Raw genomic sequence first — 21,220 nt, forward strand, 5'->3', positions numbered from 1 at the left:
AATGCTTTCAGTCAAAAAAAACATTCCAAACATACTTAAGACCCTTTTAATCATCGGGTTCGGGTATTTCTTTTGGTTGATGATAAAAATTACGCTGGAATATATTCCTTCAAAAGCGGATGTAGGTTTTTTAATGATCAAGCAGACAGAAATCGGGCAGCAGCCGGAGTATCTGTATTTTTTCTATACCCATGTCTATACCAGTATTTTTGTTTTGCTGAGCGGATTTTCAGCCATTCTCAGAAAAAATTTCGGATTAGGAAATTTCCATAAAAATTCAGGGAAGATTTATATTTTCCTTATCCTGATTTTTGCGGCACCGTCCGGAATTTATATGGGGGTTTTTGCCAATGGCGAAACCCTATCGAAGATTTCTTTCGTTACTCTGGGCTGTTTATGGTGGTTTTTAACCTTTATGGCTTACCGGCTGGCAAAGCAGCAGAAGTTCAAGGAACATAAACAGTGGATGTGGCGGAGCTTTGCCCTTACATTATCTGCAGTCACCCTAAGAATGTGGAAAGTAATTATTGTATATTTATTCCACCCGGACCCGATGGACGCATATCAGGCCATTGCATGGCTGGGCTGGGTTCCGAATATATTATTAATTGAATATTTAATCACAAAAAAAAAGATATGAAAATTACACCATTGGCATTAGCCGGATTATTGACGATCAGCTTAATAAGCTGCAAAAAAGACTCAACGGCAGACATTTCCTCAAAAAACCTTCCAGCAAAAAAAGACCCTGCGGCAGCGCCTGAAATTTATAAGGAATACTACGGGATTTATATGGGCGATTTTGCCGGAAAAGAGATGATCACCCCTGAAATGGATGAAGAATATGAAGGTGATGTATTCAAAAAGATTTCTTTGAAGATCAACAGGATTACCAAAGACAGCGTTTACGGACAAAGCATTGTAGACGGAAACCAGAGGCCTTTCCGCGGGGTTTTTAATGAAGCAGCCAAATCTTTTGTACTGGATGAGCCGGGCAATAATAAAACCGACGGAAGGTTTGAAGTTAAACTAAACCATGACAGCCTTACAGGAAGCTGGAACGCATTTAATAAATCTGCGGTGAAAGTATCTTCAAAACGGGTGAGACTGGTAAAAAAAGAGTTCACTTACAACCCGAATTTTATGCTGAGCCCGGATAATGACCTGATCGACTGGGAGAATCCCAAAAATTTTGTTGAGAAATATACGGATGAAGAAACCGGGAAAACAGAAAGTTATACCGCTTCCAAAAACAGGATTGCTTCTGATGCCGTGTTCAGAATAAACGCCTCTAAGCAGAAGCTGGCTGAGAAAGACCTTAAAAACTTACGGAAGCTGGACCTGGAAATTATTAAAAACTCCATCTTTGCAAGGCATGGCTATTCATTTAAAAAGGCCACCTACAGAAATTTCTTCGAGCAGACGGATTGGTACATCCCCGTTTCAGATAACGTAGACAATGATCTTTCACCAATGGAAAAAGAAAACGTAACCCTGCTGAACCGTTTCATCAAATATGCTGAGGATAAATACGATACCTTTGGGAGATAATTAAACTAATTTAAATTATCCTTTTTTATTTTTATCTGTAAGAATACAAACATCAGCAGACACCCGGCAGCGTAACACAAAATATCAATCCAGGAAAAAGAATTCCCGATAACAATATACATCAGGCTGCCGGGCCTGAAACTTAGTCGTTCAGCAATGTTGAAGTATTGCGCCAATTCTATGAAACAGGAAAAAATGAAAATTCCTGCAATGAGCTGATCATTGCGGTTAATGACAAAGAAACTTTTGATGAAAGTATACAGCAGCATCACGACAATAACATCCCCGAGATAAGCCCTTACAAAGAAAATATCCTTTAACTTTGTAGCAATGGATACCTCCGTGACAAAAAGCAGAAGGGTAAGCAGAAAATAGATTGTACTGAACTTTATTTTGATCATCTGAATGTATATTATGGCCTGAACGCTGTTACATTAATCATTATCGATATGGCAGATTTTATATTTTTAATTTTTATTCCTCCGGTTCTGTTATGCATGTATTACGCAGGCTTTATTACACTTGCAAAATTAAAGATAAAGCAGCCCGACAAAAAAATTAAAACCCATTTATTGAGAATTTTTTCAGGCTTTACGGTATTTTCTGTACTCACACTGCTGGTTTTACTGATAAAGTGGATCGTTACTCTGCCTGGTGCTTAGACTGAAGATGGCTTCGGTGCCTTTTTTGCTTTCCTGAAAACATATTTTATTTTTGCATATTATGAAAAAGATCCTGTTTTTTTTAGCTTTATATTTCAGTGTTTCAATCGCGGCACAGGAGTACGCCTCTGTATCCCAGCTTCCGGATTATGCGGTTCTGAAAACAAAAATGAAACTCGATGATGCGGTTACCAAAGCAGATGTCCCTGCCGAATTCCCCGGCGGCATGGAGACGTTTAAAAAAAAGTTTGCCGAGAAAATGGATGTTATTGATGTAAAATCCAAACAGATCAACACCCGTGTTTATTTCATCGTGGAAAAAACCGGATATGTAAGGTATGTAACAGCGGTAAGCGACAACAAACAGCACGGGCAGGCTGCAGAAGTAGCGGTGCGGAGGCTATTCGTAAGATGGAAGCCTGCCACCATCAACGGCGAACCCGTCCGTTACCTGTATACTTTTCCTCTGACTTTAAAAAAGTATTGATATTTTGCGGCTAAGGCCTACTTTACTTATGAAGATAATAATAATCCTATGTCTGGCATACAGCGGTTTTAGCCCGGCCCAGGAACAGGCAATTGCAACGACGGAACTGAACGAACTGGTGATAAGAGAAAAAAACGGCAGAGCAATCATTGATGCAGAAAAGCCGGCGCAGTTTTTAAAAGGGAATAAAGTGTTCCAAGATATGCTTTATCAAAATTTCCGGAAGCGAAAAATCGTTTATTCAGGGAAAAAAGAAACCTGTGAGATTATTTTCGTCATTGATACGGACGGATCTATGACAGACATAAAAACGATTGGAGATAATGAGCCATTTAATCAGGAAGCTTTAAGAGCCATTTCAAAAATTAAAGGCAAATGGATTCCGGCGGAAAGAAACGGTGAAAAAGTTCGTTACAGGTTCAGAATTCCGTTAACGATGCATTTTGAAACACAAAAATGATTGGATTTATTTTCCAATCATTTTTTTTATCGAATTAAGCTTCATTAACGCTTCAATCGGGGTCAGCGTATTGATATCGATTTTTGTCAGTTCTTCACGGATGTTTTCCAGAACCGGATCATCCAGCTGAAAGAAAGAGAGCTGCATGTTTTCTTCTGTTACCCTTTTGATGCCTTCAGACGAAGTGCCCTGCGTACGACTGGCTTCCAGTGTTTTCAGGATTTCATTGGCTCTGTTGACTACTTTTGAAGGCATCCCCGCCAGTTTGGCAACATGGATACCGAAGCTGTGTTCGCTTCCACCAGGGATCAGTTTCCTTAAGAAAATAATGTTGCCTTTATTCTCCTGGATAGAAACATGGAAATTCTTTACCCTCTCAAAATTTACCGTCATTTCATTCAGTTCATGGTAATGCGTAGCAAATAAGGTTTTTGCCTGCGTGGGATGCTGGTGAAGGTATTCTGCAATGGCCCAGGCTATGGAAACCCCATCATAGGTAGAGGTTCCGCGCCCGATTTCATCCAGCAGGATCAGGCTGCGCTCAGAAATATTATTCAGGATATTGGCGGCTTCGTTCATTTCGACCATAAAGGTGGATTCACCGGCAGAGATATTGTCCGATGCACCTACCCGGGTGAAAATTTTATCCAGGATGCCGATTTCCGCATGTTTCGCCGGTACAAAGCTTCCGATCTGTGCCATCAGGCAGACAATGGCCGTCTGACGGAGGATGGCCGATTTACCGGCCATGTTCGGGCCGGTAACCATGATGATCTGCTGAGAATCTTTATCCAGGAAAATATCATTCGGAATATATTTTTCACCCAGCGGAAGCGCGTTCTCAATGATCGGGTGCCGGGCTTCTTTCAGATCGATTGAAAAAGTTTCCGTTAAAACCGGTTTGGTATAGCTTTCGGAAACGGCCAGCTCAGATAAACCTACCGCAACATCCAGCTGTGCGATGAGGTTTGAATTTTCCTGAATCCGGTCAATATAGATCATGGTTTCGGTACAGACATTCCGGTACAGCTCATGTTCCAGAACCCCGATTTTTTCTTCGGCTCCCAGAATCTGGCTTTCATATTCCTTCAGTTCTTCCGTAATGTAACGTTCGGCATTCACCAGGGTCTGTTTCCTGATCCAATCGGCGGGCACTTTATCTTTATGGGTATTCCTGACCTCGATATAATATCCGAAGACGTTATTAAAATCAATCTTAAGGCTTGAAATCCCTGTCCTTTGAACTTCCCTATGGCACATTTCATCCAGAAATCCGCGTCCTTTGCTTTGAAGCCCTCTCAGATGGTCCAGTTCCTCAGAAATCCCTTCCTTAATCACATTTCCCTTGGCCAGGTTCACCGGCAGCTCATCATTGAGGTGGTCCTGCAGGCATTTAATCAGTTCATCCTGATCATACAGAGGGTCCAGCCATGCAAGAACATCGGCATGAGGATGCAGCAAAGCCTTGATTTTATGGATACTGATCAGGCTCTGGCGGAGATAGCCTAATTCTTTAGGTGAAATTTTCTCTGCAGCCAGTTTCCCCATCAAACGGTCTAAATCCGAAATCGACTTTAGTAACTGAGAAATTTCATATTTAAGAGGGTCGTTTTCGTTTAAAAAATCAATTAAAGAAAGCCTCCTCCCGATTTCACTTACCGATTTCAGCGGCAGAATGATCCTTCTCCTCAGCAGCCTTCCGCCCATCGGAGTGGAGGTCTTGTCAATAATATCCAGCAATGACTTGCCCTGCGGGCTGCTTGGGCAGATAATTTCCAGGTTCCTTAAGGTAAAATGATCCATCATCAGGAAATCTTCCTGCGGGATAACTTGGATTTTGGTGATGTGGGACAGTAAATTATGGTGCGTATCTTCTACCAGATAGGCAAAGATAGCGCCTGCGGCTGTAATGGCCAGCGGCTGGCTTTCAATACCGAAGCCTTTTAAAGAATTGGTTTTGAAATGGTTCGTCAGCTTTTCATAAGCAAAATTATACTGGAAAGCCCAGTCTTCAAGCTTAAAGGCATTTTTATTTTTAAACTGTTCCGGGATCTGGGCACTTCGCTGGTAAATAATCTCACTGGGATCAAAAGTATTGACAATGTGAAGAAGCTTCTCCAGATTTCCTTCGTTTACCAGAAATTCTCCGGTAGAAATATCCACCAGGGCAATCCCGAACCTTTCTTTTTCCTTATGAAGGGAAAGCAGGAAATTGTTCTTTTTTGAGTTCAAAACCTGATCATTGAAAGTAACGCCGGGAGTAACCAGCTCCGTCACGCCCCTTTTTACAATCCCTTTTACGGTTTTAGGATCTTCCAGCTGGTCGCAGATGGCTACCCTCATTCCGGCTCTTACCAGTTTGGGGAGATAAGAATCTACTGAATGGTGCGGAAACCCGGCCAGTTCGATATGTCCTTCCCCATTGGCTCTTTTGGTAAGGACAATCCCTAAAATCTGAGAGGTCTTAACGGCATCCTGCCCGAAAGTCTCGTAAAAATCCCCTACCCGAAATAGCAAAAGCGCATCAGGGTATCTGGCCTTGATGGTATTGTACTGTGTCATTAACGGAGTTTCTTTCTTCACTGCCTTTGCCATTAAAATCGATCTTAAAATTAGGATGGTAAAAGTATGAAATAAAATAAAAGGATTAAAGTTTTTGAAAAGCATAACGGGAAACATTATTCTTTCAGGGTTCTCCGGCTTGCTTTTCTTAATCAATATATATATGATGCCGATTGAAGTATTTTTATGCAATATCATCTTACAGATTAATCTCATAAAGAAATGAAAAGACCGCGTAATTAATCGTTTCCGGCGAAGCGGTGATCAAAATGAAAATTTTATCTTTGCACCAGCAACCCTGCTTATGAGAGTTTACAATACCAAACATTTTCTGAAAATCCTTTTCAGCCTGCACAAAAGTGATACGATGAAGATCCTTTTTCCGACGATGATCCTGGTTGGATTATACTCCTGGGGGATTGAATACCTGGAAGTGGAATACCTCCATCTTTCTTCAAAATCACCCATCAGTAATGTCAGCATGATCCATTCGCTGCTGGGTTTTGTACTGTCCCTGCTGCTGGTTTTCAGGACCAATACGGCTTATGACCGATGGTGGGAAGGCAGGAAGCTCTGGGGCAAACTGGTCAATGATTCACGCAACTTTGCGATTAAAATCAAATCTATTCTTGAAAACGACAGGCAGGACCTGGAACAGATCGCCGGATACCTGAAATACTTTCCGCATTTTCTGGCACAGCATCTTTCCAAAGAATCCACAAGACTGGCATTGGATGAAGACTATTCTGAAATCGAAGACTACATAAAGCATCACGGGCCCAGCGAAATCATTATTCTTTTAACCCATAAATTGCATCAGCTCAAAAAGCAGGGGAAAATTTCAGATATGGAAATGCTGTATCTGGATACGCAGCTTTCAGGGTTTCTTGATGTATGCGGAGGCTGTGAAAGGATCAAGAACACCCCGATTCCGTATTCCTACTCTTCTTTCGTAAAGAAATTCATCATTCTTTATGTACTGGCTTTACCGGTGGCGTATGTCATCTCTATCGGTCTGTTCATGATTCCGCTGACGGTTTTTGTGTATTATGTTTTAATGAGCCTTGAAATGATTGCCGAAGAAATTGAAGACCCGTTCAGCAATGATGAAAATGATATCCCCATGGAATCGATTGCCCAGAATATTGAAAAGAGCGTCCATCAGATCATGGGCCTATCCTAATAAAAATCTTTATTCTGTTAAAGATCGTAAATATTATTCATAACCCCATTAAATACAGACAATTGGTACATAAACTAAAACTGGAAGAACTTAACCGGATCGACGTTGAAACTTTTAAAACCGTTAAAAAGATTCCCTTGGTCGTGGTGCTGGACAACATCAGGAGCATGCATAATGTGGGCGCAACATTCAGGACAGCGGACGCCTTCCTGGTTCAGGAAATTATCCTCTGCGGCATTACGCCTCAGCCGCCCCACCGTGAAATTCACAAAGCCGCGCTGGGTGCTACGGAAAGTGTGGACTGGAGCCATGAGCCGGATATCAATACGGCTATCCATCATCTGAAATCGCAGGGTTTTGAAGTGGTGGGTATCGAGCAGACCACCAACAGCAGGATGATCACGGATTTTTCTGTTGATCCTTCCAAAAAATATGCGGTGGTTCTGGGAAATGAAGTGGAAGGGATCAGTGATGAAGCATTGAATCATATCGATTCTTTTATTGAGATCCCGCAACTGGGAACCAAGCATTCTTTAAATGTAAGCGTTTGCGGAGGAATTGTGATGTGGGAATTTGCCAAAATATGGCAATAAAAAAACTGCAAATGCCTAACAGACAGTGCAGTTTGAAATAAATCTAATAAAAAGTAAAAATGAAAGGCGACAAAGATACCTATTTTTTCGTCACGGGCAAATTTTAAAATCATTTTTTTATTTTTTAATAAAAAAAAATTAGCGTTTCAGAAAAAGTTTCATTTAATTTTTTATAAATTAGCATAATGTTTATCAAAGACTATATCTCAAAAGATTTTCCGTGTTTTAATCTGACTGACTCTATAGAATCAGCAAGGGACATGATAGACGCATTTGGATATTCTCATATTTTCATTAAAAAATCCAATCATTTTTACGGTGCGATTGCCGAAGATTTTCTCTATGAAGAAGAAGGCACGCTGAAGGATCTTGAACACCAGATTGAACGCTTCGCGATCCTTGATGACAATAATATCATGGACAGCATCCGGTTGTTTCATACATTCAATGCCAATGTGGTCCCGGTGATCAACAAGAATGAAAAATACCTCGGGTACATCAGCTGTGAAGATATTTTCCAGGATCTTTCAAAATATCCGCTGTTTTCAGAATCAGGGGCTATTCTCACCGTGGAAACGCCTGCGAGGAAATATTCAATGACGGAAATTGCCAACATCGTTGAAAGCAATAACTCTAAATTTTACGGGGCTTTTATCAGTTTTATGTCAGATGAGGCAATTCATGTGACCATTAAGATCAGCAATGAAAACCTGAGCTCCATTGATGAAACATTTGACCGTTACGATTACAGGATTGTACAGAAATATTATTCTGATGACAAATCTGATCTGTTTCAGGACAGGTTCGGGTTTTTCCAGAAATTCATAGAAATATAATACCAATGAAGGCAGCTATATATTCCCAGAAAAAAGATCTTGATACTTTTTTATATTTAAGCAAGTTTATTTCCGAGCTTGAAAACAGAGGGATAAAGTCTGTTTTATATGATGAAATGGCTGAAGCGCTTCAGTTTTCAAAAATTTTTGAAACCTTTAACTGCAAACAGGACCTTCTGGATAAAGAAGTAAACCTGTTCTTTACCTTCGGCGGGGACGGCACCATTGTCAATTCCCTGACCTTTATAGAGGATCTTGAAATCCCTATCGTAGGGGTAAATACCGGCAGATTAGGTTTCCTGGCCAGTTTTACCAAAGAAGAAGCCTTCAATGAACTGGACTCCATTTTAAAAGGCGACGTAAAAACAAGCCGGCGCTCCGTGATCCAGGTGGTTTCGCCCGAACTGGAAGGTTTTTTCCCGTATGCACTGAATGACGTTACCTTATCCAGAAAAGAAACCACTTCGATGGTAACGGTAGATTCTTACATTAATAATGAGTTCCTGAATGTATTCTGGGGAGACGGGGTCATCGTCTCCACGCCTACAGGTTCTACCGCTTATTCACTGAGCTGTGGCGGGCCCATTATTTCCCCGAACAACGAAAATTTTGTCATTACCCCTATTGCCCCTCACAACCTTAACGTAAGGCCGCTGGTGGTCAATGACCGGGTTGAAATTAAATTTAAAGTGGAGAGCCGAGTATCACAATACTCCCTTTCCCTGGACTCCAGACTGATCCACATAGAAACAGATAAGGAAATTATCATCAGAAAAGCAAATTTCCAGATCCTTCTCGTGCAGCCCAATAACCTGAGCTTCTATGAAACCATCCGCCAAAAGCTGCTTTGGGGGCGGGACAAAAGAAATTAGCAATTAAGCAAAAATGATTACCTTTACAGGAATTTTACAATCCGAATAATTTATATTAAAAAGTAAAACATGAGCAGAATTTTCCCGGCAGGAGTTGCCACAGGTCAATTAGTTACCGATATTTTTCAGCATGCTAAAGAAAACAAATTTGCATTACCCGCAGTGAACGTCATTGGTTCCAGCAATGTAAATGCAGTAATGGAAACTGCAGCAAAGCTGAACTCGCCTGTTATTATCCAGTTCTCTAACGGAGGTGCTGCCTACAATGCAGGAAAAGGGTTAAGCAATGATGGACAGAAAGCGGCCATTCTGGGAGGTGTAGCCGGAGCGAAACACATCCATACCCTGGCAGAAGCTTACGGAGCTACCGTAATTCTTCATACGGACCACTGTGCCAAGAAATTATTGCCTTGGATCGACGGCTTAATGGATGCCAGCGAAGAATTCTTCAGACAGACCGGAAAATCACTGTACTCTTCCCATATGCTTGACCTTTCTGAGGAATCCCTTGAAGAAAACCTTGAAACATCTGCAAGATATTTCGAAAGAATGGCTAAAATGCAGATGACCCTTGAGGTGGAAATCGGTGTTACAGGAGGTGAAGAAGATGGTGTTGACAATTCTGATGTTGACAATTCAAAACTGTATACGCAACCTGAAGATGTAGCTTATACGTATGAAAAGCTGAAAGCTATCTCTGAAAACTTTACCATTGCAGCCGCTTTCGGTAATGTACACGGCGTATATAAGCCAGGAAACGTAGTCCTGACCCCGAAAATCCTTGACAATTCCCAGAAATATGTTCAGGAGAAATTCGGGACTGCTGAAAAGCCGGTGAATTTCGTATTCCACGGAGGTTCCGGGTCCACACTGGAAGAAATCAGGGAAGCGATTGACTACGGAGTTATCAAAATGAATATCGATACCGATCTGCAGTTTGCTTATACGGAAGGCGTAAGAGATTACATGGTTGACAATATTGATTATCTGAGAGCCCAGATCGGAAATCCGGACGGAGAAGAAAAACCGAACAAAAAATTCTATGACCCGAGGGTATGGGTAAGAAAAGGTGAGGAAACATTCTCTAAAAGGCTGGTTCGCGCATTTGAAGATTTAAATAACATAAATACTTTAAAATAATTTTGTAAAAAGTACAATGTATAGCGTAAAATGTAATTAACTGCATTCTACTTTAAACATTGTACTTTTCTTCATTATACACTAATACAGACACTATGGCATTCGAGTGGTTTAAAAGAAAAGCACAAAATATCACGACATCTACTGATGAGAAAAAAGACGTTCCCAAAGGTCTTTGGCATCAGACTCCTTCCGGAAAAATTGTTGAGCATGACGAATTGAAGAGAAACAACTATGTTTCTCCTGAAGACGGCTTTCATGTAAGAATAGGAAGTGCCGAATTTTTTGATATCCTTTTTGACGAAGGGAAGTTCACTGAGCTGGATGCCAATGTTGAAAGTATCGACATCCTGAACTTTAAGGATACGAAACCTTATGCAGACCGGCTGAAAGAGGTAAGAGCCAAGACCAAACTTACCGATTCCATCAGAAATGCGGTAGGAACCGTAAAAGGGACCGAAATGGTGGTTTCCTGTATGGATTTCGCCTTTATCGGAGGTTCTTTGGGTTCTGTCATGGGAGAAAAAATAAGAAGAGCTGTTGACTACTGCATAGAAAAGAAGCTTCCTTATATGATTATCTGTCAGTCGGGAGGGGCAAGAATGCAGGAAGCTACTTATTCCCTGATGCAGCTGGCTAAGGTTCAGGCAAAGCTGGCACAGCTTTCAGAAGCAGGCCTTTTATATATTGCTTATCTGTGCGACCCGACGTTCGGAGGAATTACGGCTTCTTTTGCCATGACAGCCGATATCATTATGGCTGAGCCTAAGGCGCTGATCGGTTTTGCAGGACCTAGGGTAATCCGCGAAACCATCGGAAGAGACCTTCCCGAAGGGTTCCAGACTTCTGAATTCCTTCAGGAAAAAGGATTTGTGGATTTCATTGTAAAAAGAACCGAAATAAAGGATATTGTTGCTAAAACAATCAATCTACTGACGGTAAAAGCCTAAAATAGTATAACAAGATATTCTCTCCCTGATTAATTAGGGAGAGATTTTTATTGATGAGGACTTTCAGAATATTTTTCAACACCATCCGGAGTATGAGCTTAAAAAAGATCATGCGCCTTCTGTCGCTTGTTCTCCCCCATCCTGTTTTTGCTGTACTGAGTTTTTACGCTACGCTTAAAGCGTACAGCATTGCTCAGAGAAAATTTCCGGATACGGCCTCTACCAACGGCATCGGAAATTCATTCAGGCATGCACTCTGGTGCTGTTTTATCCTGATGTACTGCTGCAAGGTCTCTTCTCCTGAAAAAGCCCTGGATTTCTGCAAAAGAATTACGGATCTTCACGAAGAACTTTTCCCCAACAAGCTGTTGGAAACCAAAATGGATCTTCACAACAACAAGATAGGAATGGATTATTTTATGGAAATGCTTGAAGGCGTCCACCGCCAGTTTTTTGAAAAGAGCTTTTTCATCAACGGACTGGAGAAAAAAATGAAAGATGCCAAAATACTGAAGGATACAGATGACGATTTTGAAGGTTTCCTGGTGTATCTGGACGAGAAATAGAGCTGTTTGAAATTCCTGCCGTACATTATCCGTGCCTTTAACACAAAATAGCTAAATATCTGGAATTAAAATAATTACCATTACCTTACACATGTAAGTAACAACAGCTTCAGTAGCATTTCTTTCTATCTAAGCTTAAATATTCAACCGATCATGCTTTTATCATCCGGTTATCCATCTGCTTACTGGATTTAACCCTCCGCTTCAAATCAGGAATAACATTTCTAATTTTAAAATTTTTATCTTCCGGAATAACAGTGAAAATGTATAAGAATTCTGACGGGACTGATCCGAAACAATAAACTTCTCTCTTCTATAAGAAAAAGCCTGAGGATTCACTCCCTGCCACATCCCTAGCCCGGATAGAAACGGTTACCCCACAGCAGGCCGGGAACTGCTGCTGCGCGAGGAGTAAAAGTGGATAGCCGGAACAAGCTCCCGATAAAAGACGTTTCCTGTACAGCCGGATACTGAACATTTCCGGGTTATCCAGCATTTACAAATGTTCAAATGTACCTGCCTGCTTTGTAATCTGAAGTTTTTTTGATAAGTTTAACCCATCTAATTTAATCTATGGTCCTCAGCAGAATCTGGTCGGCATTCATCATTATTGCCATTGCCATTGCCGGTATAAAATACATTTCATCAAGCCATTACCAAACCATTTTTAATGATATGGTGGTAGGAAAAGGCGGCGATACCGTGCAGATCTCCACACAGAAAATAAGCACTTTGTCTCCTGTGGTGCGGGACAGCCTGATGAAAAAGCCTGACTTTGCAGAAAGCCGCATCCATTATAAAACGGATTCCCTGAAACAGGAAGTGAAGGTGTACCGGGTGCAGGAAGCAGATGGCGTTATCGGGACTTCTGAAACGGCAGTAAAGATCTGCATCGGCCTTATTGGTATCATGACGCTGTTCATGGGATTCATGAGTATTGCTGAAAAAGCAGGCGGCATCAATCTTTTAAGCAGGCTGATCCAGCCTTTTTTCTCCAGGCTGTTTCCGGACATCCCCAAAAACCACCCTGCTTTCGGACATATGCTGATGAATTTCAGTGCCAATCTTCTGGGACTGGATAATGCGGCCACGCCATTCGGACTGAAAGCGATGGAAAGCCTGCAGTCTTTGAACCCCGATAAAGATACCGCGAGCAATTCCCAGATCATGTTCCTCTGCCTTCATGCCGGAGGAATGACTTTGATTCCCGTTTCGATTATCGCCATCCGGGCTTCCATGGGTTCAAAAACTCCGACCGATATTTTTCTTCCCTGCATGATTGCAACATTTGCCGCAACTTTAGCCGCTATGGTCATCGTTTCACTATACCAGAAGATCAACTTATTAAAACCGGTTGTTATTGCCTATGTGGGCGGGATTTCCGCAATGATTGCGCTGCTGGTTCTGTATCTGGTACAATTAAATAAAGATGAACTGGATATTTTCAGCAAAGTACTGAGCAACGGACTGATCCTCTTTATTTTCCTGGCGATTGTCCTGGGTGCGGTTTATAAGAAAATCAATGTTTTTGATGCATTTATCGAAGGGGCAAAAGAGGGCTTCTGGACTTGTGTGAAAATTATCCCTTACCTGGTCGGGATGCTGATTGCCATTTCCCTGTTAAGGACTTCCGGGGTTTTTGATGTAGTTATCGACGGCATGAAATGGGTTGCTTACAGGGCAGATCTGGATGCAAGGTTCGTGGACGGGCTTCCAACTGCTTTAATCAAACCATTATCAGGTTCCGGAGCACGGGGCATGATGGTGGATACCATGTCAACCTTCGGAGCCGACAGTTTCCAGGGCAAACTGGCAGCGGTTCTCCAGGGGAGCTCAGATACAACTTTTTATGTGATCGCCGTCTATTTTGGAGCTGTAGCCGTGAAAAACACAAGATATACAGTGGTGGCCATGCTTCTGGCAGATCTGGTAGGTGTTATTACGGCAATTGCTTTGGCTTATCTTTTCTTCGCTTAACCTGAATTTATGAAAGCCTATATTCAGACTGATAAAGATGGTGAGTTCTATAATATTAATGCTTTTGTAGCTTTCGAGGGCTTCAGAAATTTTGGCTATGAAACCGGGAATTTTGTCAATGCAGACGAAATTTCAGATGACAATCCTGAGAATATATTAGTCGGCGGCATTGGAAATGTAAGGAAAAGGCTTAAAAACCTGAATATAGCCCGTACTGATAAAGAAATAGATTATCCTGAAGAATTAAAGCCGTTTTTAAAAAGAAAAGTATGGGAATCCACTGTCAATACCATTTTTAAGGATAAAAACAGCCGGAATATCTTCATTAAGCCCAAAACCGAGACCAAATTATTTGCTGGAAAGGTCATCAGACATGAAATGGATTTCCTGGGATTGATTGATCAGGAAAAAGATACAGAAATCTGGTGCTCAGAACGTATTGACTTTAAAACGGAATGGCGCTGTTTCATCCGGTATAAAGAAATCCTGGATATCAGAAGGTACAAAGGCGATTGGGATACGAAATTAGACGTAAAAACGGCAGAAGATGCCATTGAGCGGTTTACCTCTCAGCCCAATTCATATGCCTTGGACTTTGGTATTACCGGAAATAATGAAACCGTATTGATAGAAGTGAATGACGGGCATTCACTGGGGACATACGGAATTTCATCTGCCCATTATGCAAAATTCCTTTCCGCAAGGTGGAGCGAATTAACCCATACAGAAGATTACTTAAACTTTTAATTCAAAATATATTATATGATTACTGATAAAGAATTTACGTTGCGCCTGATCCGCCAGCTGACCCAGGCACTGGAAAAACTGATCCTTGATAAGCCTGAAGAAAGCCTGATGCAGAAAGAGCTGGATTTCGATTCCTTAATGAAGGATATTTTTAAAATGGATTTTACTGAAATTTCCTCAAAATCCAAAGAAGAACTTATTGAAATGGTTAATGAAAGACAGGAAAGGGACCATAAGGATTATTATGAAATGCTGGGAAACCTTTTCTATTTTACCGGCAGGCAGAATAACAATACAGACTGGTTAGACAAATCAAAAACATGTTATGAACTGTACCTGCAGACCAGCGGAATTTTTGCGCTTCCGGTGATCAACAGGATTAATGAAATAAAAAAAGCACTTGAATCATAAAGTAAATAAAGTGCTTTTAAATTTTAGAAGGTAATTTTATAGGTTCCGGTGGAAGATACACCGGACTTTTCCGCTTTTACGTATCTTTTTACCCATGAAACGGCGGTTGATGCGATGCACGGATCGGCTGTACCGCCTGATCTTCTTGCGGAAACTACATTTCCTGCCTTATCTACCGTATAAGCTACCGTAATGGTTCCGCTTGCCGTACAGCTGTTGGCCGGCTGAGAACCGCCTCGGCCCATGGTCCCGGGAATAAACCCGACCAGCTTGCGGTCGATTCCCACTTTGCTGTCGCCATTCCCGTCACCGCCTAACGGATCCCCGGCATTTCCGATTCCGTCGCCGTCGCCCTGGCTTCCGGCTTTGGTGCCTCTACCCCTGATCAGGTTGCCGATTGCTGCCGTGCCTTTACCGTCCCCGTTTCCGGTTTTTGAATTGGCCGTTGCCGCACCGGATTTTTTTGAAGTTTTGGAAGCACTTGTGCTGGCCGTTGATTTTTTATTCTCTTTTGATTCTTCTTTTTTAGGAACCGTAACTTTAGCATTATTCCCGGTAATGATCTTATCTTTAGCCTCGGATTTCTTGGTTTCCGGCTGAGGCTGGGGTTCAATCACTGTTTTTGTTTCCGGAACAGCCGCTTCTAAAGGGTCCGGAGTAATTTCTGACGGTGCTGCCAGGCTTCCCGGCTGGTCAGCCGGCTCCTCCGCTCCGTTTCCGTTCCTGTTGTCCCCGAAGTTCACCAGCATGGTCGTGATCACTTCCGGCTCCTGCCCCTGAGGCTTCGGCTTTAATTTATATAAAAAAACAAACAGCAGGATGGCAGACCATATCAGGACAGAAAGCAGCGCGCTTTTTATCCGGTCTCTGTTCTGTTCATTCTTACCTATACTATCGCTTCTCATCTTTACATGATCTTACCGGATCTTCCGGATTGATTGGCTATTTATCTTTAACGGTTGCAATGGCAATGTTAAACTTATGTTTTTCAGCAATTTCCATCGCAAAAACCACGTCTTTATGCATCGTGTTTTCATCTGCCCGGATGGTAAAGGACTTATTGGTCTGGCCGGCAAGCTTATTCACTACCACCTGCTCTAAGTCTCCTTTATTCACAGGACTGTCATCTACAAAATAAGATCCGTCCGGCTTGATGCTTACGGTAAGCGGATTCGGAATGTTGTCATCAACAGCCCCTGTTTTTGGCAGCTTTACATCAATCGCGCTCTGGTTGGCTGCAGAGGAGGTGATCATAAAGAAGATCAGCATCAGCAGGATAACGTCTGTCATCGCAGCTAAACTGAATTCCGGGCGGGCTTTATTTTTTCTCTGAATCTTCATTGAAATATTATAAAGGTTTGTTGATTAAATCTAGAAATTCACCGGACATATTCTGTGCTTTCAGAACAAACTTATCAATCCTCGTTAAAAGGATATTGTAGAAAAAGTTCGCCGGAATGGCTACGGCCAGACCGACTGCCGTCTGTCCCAATGCCGTATAGATTCCTTCGGAAAGCGTTTTCGGGGAGAAAGCCCCTTCCATATTGGATAAATCAAAGAATGCAATAATCATCCCGATTACGGTCCCCAAAAGCCCGAGCATCGGAGCAATACTGGGTACTACGGCCAAAAGGTTCAGGTTTTTTTCCATATTTGCCACTTCAACCTGTGCCTGGGATTCCATGGCGCTGACAATATCAGAAACCGGCCGCCCCAGTCTTGAAATTCCTTTCTCCAGGATTCTTCCTTCCGGCGAATTCTGCCTTTTACAGTAATCTGCTGCAGATTCAATCTTCCCTTCTTTGATAAAATCTTCAATGTTATTCATGAAATCGGCATCGGTTTTTGAGGTGACCCTTTTGATGAAGAAAAACCGCTCAAAGAAAAGATAGACCGAGAATATCCCCAGTAACAATACTGTAACCATTACTATTTTTGCGAATATTCCTCCGTGAAACATAATTTCCCAGAATGAAAATACTTTCTTGGGAGCCTCTGCCACCGCAGATGTTGTAACCTGTGCGAATAAAATCTGAGTAAGTTCCGTTAACAGCATTAATATGTATTTTTATAAAAGTTGTAACGACAAATGTAATGGAATATTATGAAATGTTCTCTTAAAAATTGCTTAAAAACCACTTAAAATCTATTATTACCCAAAACAGCAAATTTCTCTTCAAACCGTTTTTGAAAAGAAATTACTTGTATAAATTATCTGGAGAAAGACTTTTTAGTCTTCGTCTACCACAATATCATCCTGCTTGAATTCACATTTCAGCCTGAAAGGAATCGGGGTGTCTGATCCGGTATAGAAATCATCAATGGTGCCTTTCCAGATTACCTGGAGCACATCTTCTTCGTTTTTTTCAAACTGGAGCTCATTATCATAAATAAAAGCATCTTCATCATCAAACAGATCCACTTCGGTAAAAGTATCTTCGTCTGAATCGTTGATCCTGATGGTTTTCCCTTCTATTTCACCTGATTCCAGGGGGAAATCAAAAACTTCAAGTGAAAGTTGCGGAAAGTTGTACTGCAGAGAATCATCATCTACATGATCCAGGCTGTCATCCGTAATTATTTCAACCTCTAATAAATGCTGCTGGTTGCTGTAAACCGCTTTACAATAAGTGTTTCTGATATTGTACTTTAGCGTTTCCTCCGGATGGTAAATTTTTAAAATCCCTTTCATTATTTCTTAAAAAAGAACTGTAATACTATGATTGTTAAACGTTTTCAACAAAGATAAACAATAGATTGAATGTGAAAAATTTTTTGAAAATTATTTTTAAAAAATAATTGATAATTTAAAATAGCCTTGCTTAAAGAGTATTTTAAAGATAGCAACCTTAAACTTCAGAATTTTATTTCAGGAGCTGTTTCCCGCTATCCACTCTTACTCCTCGCACAGCCGCTTCTGCCTCTCCTGCTGTGGGGTAACCGTTTCTATCGGGGCTAAAAAAGTGGACTGTACATAAAAATTAATCCCGTACCATTTACTTTAAACCATATCATCACGAAATTTCAGAAAAGATTTCGCGGACTTATCAGAGGCAGAATTTTTTGCGGCATTGAGAAAATCAGAGCTAAAAAATAATCTTTGCCTTTTTATTATTGTTTTAATATTTACATTTGCCTCACAAATATTCTGAAAAATGAAAAGCATTGTATCGAAAAGTATTCTGGGTTTAGGTTTAGTAGCAAGTCTTATTTCCTGCAAAAAATCAGATTCCCCTTTAACAAAAGTGACCCCTTCCAACCTGGATTCCATAGCTTCCAATTATTATGAGCAGTATCTGAAGATGTACCCTCTGGAAGCAACTTCACAGGGCGATTTAAGATACAATGACCAGCTTCCGATTACCATTGACAAAGATTTTATTTCCGGGGAAGTGGCGTTTTATCATTCCGTACAGAAACAGCTTGAGAATGTTGATTATAAAAACCTTCCGGATGAGAAAAAAGTAATCTATGATGTACTGGACTATACCTTAAAAGATAAGATTGAAGCCTATGCCTATCATCCGGAATACATTCCGTTTACACAGTTTGGCGGCCTCCCGCTGACTTTTCCGCTGTATGGAAGCGGCCAGGGAAGCCAGCCGTTCAAAACCGAAAAAGATTACGGCGACTGGATGAAGAGAATGGAGAAATTCCCGGACTGGATGAATGCGGCAGCTGATAATTTCCGCGAAGGCATCAACAGTAAAATAGTGCTGCCTAAGAAACTGGTGGTTAAAATGATCCCGCAGATGAGAGCGGAAGAAATTACATCAGCCGATCCCGATAAAAATATTTTTTACGGACCGATTAACAATTTCCCGAAGGATTTCACCAAAGAGCAGAAAGAAAGGCTTACAGCATCTTACAAAGAGGTGATTACCAAAAAAATTATTCCGGCCTATATCCAAATGGGCGATTTCCTGGAAAAGGAATACCTGCCGAAGGCCCGTGATACGGACGGTTACAACAGCCTGCCGAACGGAAAAGAAATCTATCAGTTTTACGTAAAAAGCTGGACAACCACCAACCAGTCTCCCGAAGCCATCAATAAAACCGGGCTGCAGCAGGTTGCCATGCTCCGTGCAGAAATGGAAAAAGTAAAGCAGCAGGTAGGCTTTACCGGAACGCTGGAAGAATTTATCAGCTTTGTAAAAACAGATCCGAAGGCCATGCCGTATACCACCTCAAAAGAAGTGATGGACGCATTTAACGGGATTCTGGCGAAAATTACCCCAAAGCTGAAAACCATGTTTTCCGTTACCCCGAAAACAAAATTTGAGATCCGCCAGACTGAAAAATTCAGAGAGGCCAGTGCCAGCGCAGAATATATCCAGGGAACCCCTGACGGGAAAAGGCCGGGCATTTTTTATGTTCCGCTTCCTGATCCTGCGAAATTCAATGTCACTTCAGGAATGGAATCGCTTTTCTTACATGAAGCCATTCCGGGACATCACTATCAGGTTTCTCTTCAGCAGGAAAACACGGAACTTCCGAAATTTATGAGATTCGGCTGGTTCGGTGCTTATGGTGAAGGCTGGGCGCATTATTGTGAGACGCTGGGTCCTGAATTCGGCTTATATACCGATCCTTACCAGAAAATGGGCTATCTGAGCGACCAGATGCTGAGGGCCGTACGATTGGTTGTGGATACCGGCCTACACACCGGAACCATGAAAAGAGAGGAAGCCATTAAATATTTCCTGAGCAATATCGCTTATGACGAAGCCGGCGCAACCGCAGAAGTGGAACGGTATATGGCCATGCCGGGACAGGCCTTGGGCTACAAAATCGGTTCCCTGAGAATCCGTGAGCTGCGGGAAACATACCAGAAGGAACTTGGGAAAAAGTTCAGCCTGGCCAAGTTTCATGATGAAGTATTAAGCCAGGGATGCCTTCCGTTGGATGTGCTGAACAGGAAAATGGATCTTTGGGCGAAGAAACAGAAATAAAACTGTTAATAGATTTACCATATGCCACTCAATTTTATATTTAACAACAAACAACTCTATTGATCCCTATAATCAGAAAACTATTATTTATGGCAGCTTTTTTACTGTCTCTTCAGTCTTTTGGGCAAGAAGTAGATTGTGAAAAACTTTATAATGAAGCTAAAGAAAAATTTGAAAAGAATTTTGGAGATGCTTCAGATGTAGATTATTCCGGATTGGGTAAAACCATTCTGGAAAATCTTAATATGAGTAAGTTTACAGAAAAAAATCTGGTCTTGTATGTCAGCAATATTATAGAATACTGCCCTTCCGGCATTCCAAAAAATCCTTGCAGAATATTTAAAGATACTGCATATCGATTTAATGAAGAAAGATTGTGGACTTCTGATCAGATCCTGACTCTGCGGGAAAAAACAAAAAAAAATATCATTCCGGTAAACAATCAGAATTTCTTTACAGAACAAGACCGTTTTTACAGTCAGTTTAAAATTAAGAACTTTAAAAAAGGGATTCAGAAAATGAGCTGGCAAATAAATGACGGTTCAGAACTTACACAAAGAGGCAGATCGTATTATTATTTTCCTTACAAAAATCACGTAAAAGAATTAATACTTATGAAAATCTCGACACATAATATATTTTTGGATACAGACACTATGCAAACTATCGTATATCATCCAAATTCTAAAGAAATATATGTTAATTTTATTTTTGAAAATGATCCGGCTAAAAATTATGTGCAAACCTGCCGGTACATCGATGATCAATGGAAATTAACGGATTCAGAAAATGGAAATTATAATTCAAACTGATTAAAATGATCATAGAAAGCCTGAAATCCCTTTACACAAGGGATTTAAATAAACTGAAAACAGAAATTGAAGCGTATGAGAATGAGGAAATCCTCTGGAAAACAGATAAAAACATCTCCAATTCTGCGGGAAACCTGTGTCTCCATCTGGTGGGGAACCTCAACACTTATATCGGAGCCCAGCTTGGAAATTCCGGATATGTAAGACAGCGGGATTTAGAATTTTCATTAAAAGATATTCCCCGGCCCGAACTTATTCAACAGATAGAAAAAACGATTGATGTCATCTTTTATTCACTTGGCAAAATTACGGAAGAAGATCTCAAAAAAGATTATCCGGGTGAACCGTTAGGATATAAAATGACCACAGAATATTTTCTTATCCATCTGTTCGGGCACCTGAATTACCATTTGGGACAGGTCAATTACCACAGGAGGCTGCTGGATGTAGAATAATTTT

23 protein-coding genes are annotated in these 21,220 nt (G+C 41.2%); 17 read left to right on the forward strand and 6 right to left on the reverse strand.

Going from position 1 to position 21,220, the window contains the following annotated elements; genetic code table 11:
• Position 1 precedes the first annotated feature (1 nt).
• Both SD427_RS18305 and SD427_RS18310 read left to right on the forward strand, forming a co-directional pair.
• Entirely contained in the window at positions 2-640 is a 639-nt protein-coding gene (locus SD427_RS18305) for a DUF2306 domain-containing protein (RefSeq protein WP_320559219.1), read from the forward strand.
• The gene (locus tag SD427_RS18310; protein ID WP_320559220.1) at positions 637-1,551 is read left to right on the forward strand and encodes a YARHG domain-containing protein; all 915 of its coding nucleotides are present in this window, start codon (positions 637-639) and stop codon (positions 1,549-1,551) included. The genes SD427_RS18305 and SD427_RS18310 overlap by 4 nt, the downstream gene beginning before the upstream one ends.
• A gap of 5 nt (positions 1,552-1,556) precedes the next feature.
• Here SD427_RS18310 and SD427_RS18315 read toward each other — a convergent pair whose 3' ends face one another.
• The gene (locus SD427_RS18315) at positions 1,557-1,952 is read right to left on the reverse strand and encodes a DUF2809 domain-containing protein (RefSeq protein ID WP_320559221.1); all 396 of its coding nucleotides are present in this window, start codon (positions 1,950-1,952) and stop codon (positions 1,557-1,559) included.
• A 322-nt stretch (positions 1,953-2,274) separates the two neighbouring features.
• On the opposite strand from SD427_RS18315, the gene SD427_RS18320 reads away from it, so the two are divergent.
• Together SD427_RS18320 and SD427_RS18325 are read left to right on the forward strand one after the other, a co-directional pair.
• Positions 2,275-2,700 (forward strand): hypothetical protein, encoded by a 426-nt coding sequence (locus SD427_RS18320; protein WP_320559222.1) that lies wholly within the window; start codon positions 2,275-2,277, stop codon positions 2,698-2,700.
• A gap of 28 nt (positions 2,701-2,728) precedes the next feature.
• Positions 2,729-3,160 (forward strand): energy transducer TonB, encoded by a 432-nt coding sequence (locus SD427_RS18325; protein ID WP_320559223.1) that lies wholly within the window; start codon positions 2,729-2,731, stop codon positions 3,158-3,160.
• A 6-nt stretch (positions 3,161-3,166) separates the two neighbouring features.
• Here SD427_RS18325 and mutS read toward each other — a convergent pair whose 3' ends face one another.
• Positions 3,167-5,755, reverse strand: coding sequence for a DNA mismatch repair protein MutS (gene mutS, locus SD427_RS18330; protein WP_320559224.1), 2,589 nt, complete (start codon positions 5,753-5,755; stop codon positions 3,167-3,169).
• Positions 5,756-6,026: 271 nt separating this feature from the next.
• On the opposite strand from mutS, the gene SD427_RS18335 reads away from it, so the two are divergent.
• The 10 genes from SD427_RS18335 (at position 6,027) to SD427_RS18380 (ending at position 14,997) form a co-directional block, all read left to right on the forward strand.
• The gene (locus SD427_RS18335) at positions 6,027-6,905 is read left to right on the forward strand and encodes a bestrophin family protein (RefSeq protein ID WP_320559225.1); all 879 of its coding nucleotides are present in this window, start codon (positions 6,027-6,029) and stop codon (positions 6,903-6,905) included.
• Positions 6,906-6,967: 62 nt separating this feature from the next.
• Positions 6,968-7,498, forward strand: a complete 531-nt coding sequence (locus tag SD427_RS18340) for an RNA methyltransferase (protein WP_320559226.1) — start codon at positions 6,968-6,970, stop codon at positions 7,496-7,498.
• A gap of 260 nt (positions 7,499-7,758) precedes the next feature.
• Positions 7,759-8,334, forward strand: coding sequence for a CBS domain-containing protein (locus SD427_RS18345; protein ID WP_320559227.1), 576 nt, complete (start codon positions 7,759-7,761; stop codon positions 8,332-8,334).
• A 5-nt stretch (positions 8,335-8,339) separates the two neighbouring features.
• On the forward strand, positions 8,340-9,206 hold the full coding sequence (locus SD427_RS18350) for an NAD kinase (RefSeq protein WP_320559228.1): 867 nt from the start codon (positions 8,340-8,342) through the stop codon (positions 9,204-9,206).
• 69 nt (positions 9,207-9,275) lie between these two features.
• Positions 9,276-10,346 carry a class II fructose-bisphosphate aldolase gene (gene fbaA, locus SD427_RS18355; RefSeq protein ID WP_320559229.1) on the forward strand — a complete coding sequence of 357 codons (1,071 nt, stop codon included), beginning with the start codon at positions 9,276-9,278 and terminating at the stop codon, positions 10,344-10,346.
• A 95-nt stretch (positions 10,347-10,441) separates the two neighbouring features.
• Positions 10,442-11,296 (forward strand): acetyl-CoA carboxylase, carboxyltransferase subunit beta, encoded by an 855-nt coding sequence (gene accD, locus SD427_RS18360; RefSeq protein ID WP_320559230.1) that lies wholly within the window; start codon positions 10,442-10,444, stop codon positions 11,294-11,296.
• 53 nt (positions 11,297-11,349) lie between these two features.
• Positions 11,350-11,862 (forward strand): DUF6973 domain-containing protein, encoded by a 513-nt coding sequence (locus SD427_RS18365; RefSeq protein ID WP_320559231.1) that lies wholly within the window; start codon positions 11,350-11,352, stop codon positions 11,860-11,862.
• A gap of 573 nt (positions 11,863-12,435) precedes the next feature.
• Positions 12,436-13,839 carry a nucleoside recognition domain-containing protein gene (locus SD427_RS18370; RefSeq protein ID WP_320559232.1) on the forward strand — a complete coding sequence of 468 codons (1,404 nt, stop codon included), beginning with the start codon at positions 12,436-12,438 and terminating at the stop codon, positions 13,837-13,839.
• A gap of 9 nt (positions 13,840-13,848) precedes the next feature.
• A complete protein-coding gene (locus tag SD427_RS18375; RefSeq protein ID WP_320559233.1) occupies positions 13,849-14,586 on the forward strand; it encodes an ATP-grasp domain-containing protein in 738 nt (245 codons plus the stop codon).
• 15 nt (positions 14,587-14,601) lie between these two features.
• Positions 14,602-14,997: a hypothetical protein gene (locus SD427_RS18380; protein WP_320559234.1), complete on the forward strand. Its 396-nt coding sequence runs from the start codon at positions 14,602-14,604 to the stop codon at positions 14,995-14,997.
• 23 nt (positions 14,998-15,020) lie between these two features.
• On the opposite strand, the gene SD427_RS18385 is transcribed toward SD427_RS18380, so the two are convergent.
• From SD427_RS18385 to SD427_RS18400, 4 genes are all read right to left on the reverse strand, one after another.
• On the reverse strand, positions 15,021-15,902 hold the full coding sequence (locus SD427_RS18385) for a ferric siderophore ABC transporter substrate-binding protein (protein ID WP_320559235.1): 882 nt from the start codon (positions 15,900-15,902) through the stop codon (positions 15,021-15,023).
• 37 nt (positions 15,903-15,939) lie between these two features.
• Positions 15,940-16,338, reverse strand: coding sequence for a biopolymer transporter ExbD (locus SD427_RS18390; protein ID WP_320559236.1), 399 nt, complete (start codon positions 16,336-16,338; stop codon positions 15,940-15,942).
• A 7-nt stretch (positions 16,339-16,345) separates the two neighbouring features.
• Positions 16,346-17,053, reverse strand: coding sequence for a MotA/TolQ/ExbB proton channel family protein (locus SD427_RS18395; RefSeq protein ID WP_320559237.1), 708 nt, complete (start codon positions 17,051-17,053; stop codon positions 16,346-16,348).
• Between the two features lie 174 nt (positions 17,054-17,227).
• Entirely contained in the window at positions 17,228-17,689 is a 462-nt protein-coding gene (locus SD427_RS18400) for a hypothetical protein (RefSeq protein ID WP_320559238.1), read from the reverse strand.
• Positions 17,690-18,152: 463 nt separating this feature from the next.
• Here SD427_RS18400 and SD427_RS18405 point away from each other — a divergent pair, with 463 nt between their 5' ends.
• From SD427_RS18405 to SD427_RS18415, 3 genes are all read left to right on the forward strand, one after another.
• Positions 18,153-19,949, forward strand: a complete 1,797-nt coding sequence (locus SD427_RS18405; protein ID WP_320559239.1) for a DUF885 domain-containing protein — start codon at positions 18,153-18,155, stop codon at positions 19,947-19,949.
• An 89-nt stretch (positions 19,950-20,038) separates the two neighbouring features.
• Entirely contained in the window at positions 20,039-20,761 is a 723-nt protein-coding gene (locus tag SD427_RS18410; protein ID WP_320559240.1) for a hypothetical protein, read from the forward strand.
• Positions 20,762-20,766: 5 nt separating this feature from the next.
• Entirely contained in the window at positions 20,767-21,216 is a 450-nt protein-coding gene (locus SD427_RS18415) for a DinB family protein (RefSeq protein WP_320559241.1), read from the forward strand.
• The last annotated feature ends 4 nt before the right edge of the window (positions 21,217-21,220 follow it).

Source organism: Chryseobacterium sp. JJR-5R (genome assembly GCF_034047335.1).
Taxonomy (GTDB): domain Bacteria; phylum Bacteroidota; class Bacteroidia; order Flavobacteriales; family Weeksellaceae; genus Chryseobacterium.